We start from the raw sequence: 646 nt of genomic DNA, 5'->3' as shown, positions 1-646 counted from the left end.
GAATGCCGGTAAGGTTCAGCGTGGCAGTGAGACAGTGGGGGATAAGCTTCATTGTCGAGAGGGAAACAGCCCAGACCATCAACTAAGGCCCCTAAGCGTGTGCTGAGTGGGAAAGGATGTTCAGTTGCGAAGACAACCAGGAGGTTGGCTTAGAAGCAGCCACCCTTGAAAGAGTGCGTAATAGCTCACTGGTCAAGTGATTGAGCGCCGATAATGTAGCGGGGCTAAGTACACCGCCGAAGTTGTGGCAGCACCACAGATAGCCGTAATGGTGTGGTGTTGGGTAGGGGAGCGTCGTGTCGCCAGTGAAGTCGCCGTGTGAACGAGTGGTGGAGGCGTCACGAGTGAGAATGCAGGCATGAGTAGCGAAAGACGGGTGAGAAACCCGTCCACCGGATGACCAAGGGTTCCAGGGCTAGGCTAATCCGCCCTGGGTAAGTCGGGACCTAAGGCGAGGCCGACAGGCGTAGTCGATGGACAACCAGTTGATATTCTGGTACCGACACACAACCGACAATACCAAAACACATGACACTAACTCCCCCGCGTGCCCGTGGTGCCTTCGGGTGCCTGGTTGGCATTGTGGGCGAGGACCTGAGTGTGGAGTCGGTCAGCGTGAGGTGTGACGCAGAAAGGTAGCCAGGCC

The 646-nt window shown here is 56.8% G+C and carries 1 rRNA gene; it reads left to right on the top strand.

The features are described from left to right. A 23S ribosomal RNA gene (locus ABD154_RS17870) occupies positions 1-646 on the top strand; the annotation flags it as partial.

This window comes from Brevibacterium sanguinis, assembly GCF_039528855.1.
GTDB classification, from domain to species: domain Bacteria; phylum Actinomycetota; class Actinomycetes; order Actinomycetales; family Brevibacteriaceae; genus Brevibacterium; species Brevibacterium sanguinis.
The sequence above is the reverse complement of the archived record's forward strand: the minus strand, read 5'-3'. Positions and strand labels throughout refer to the sequence as shown.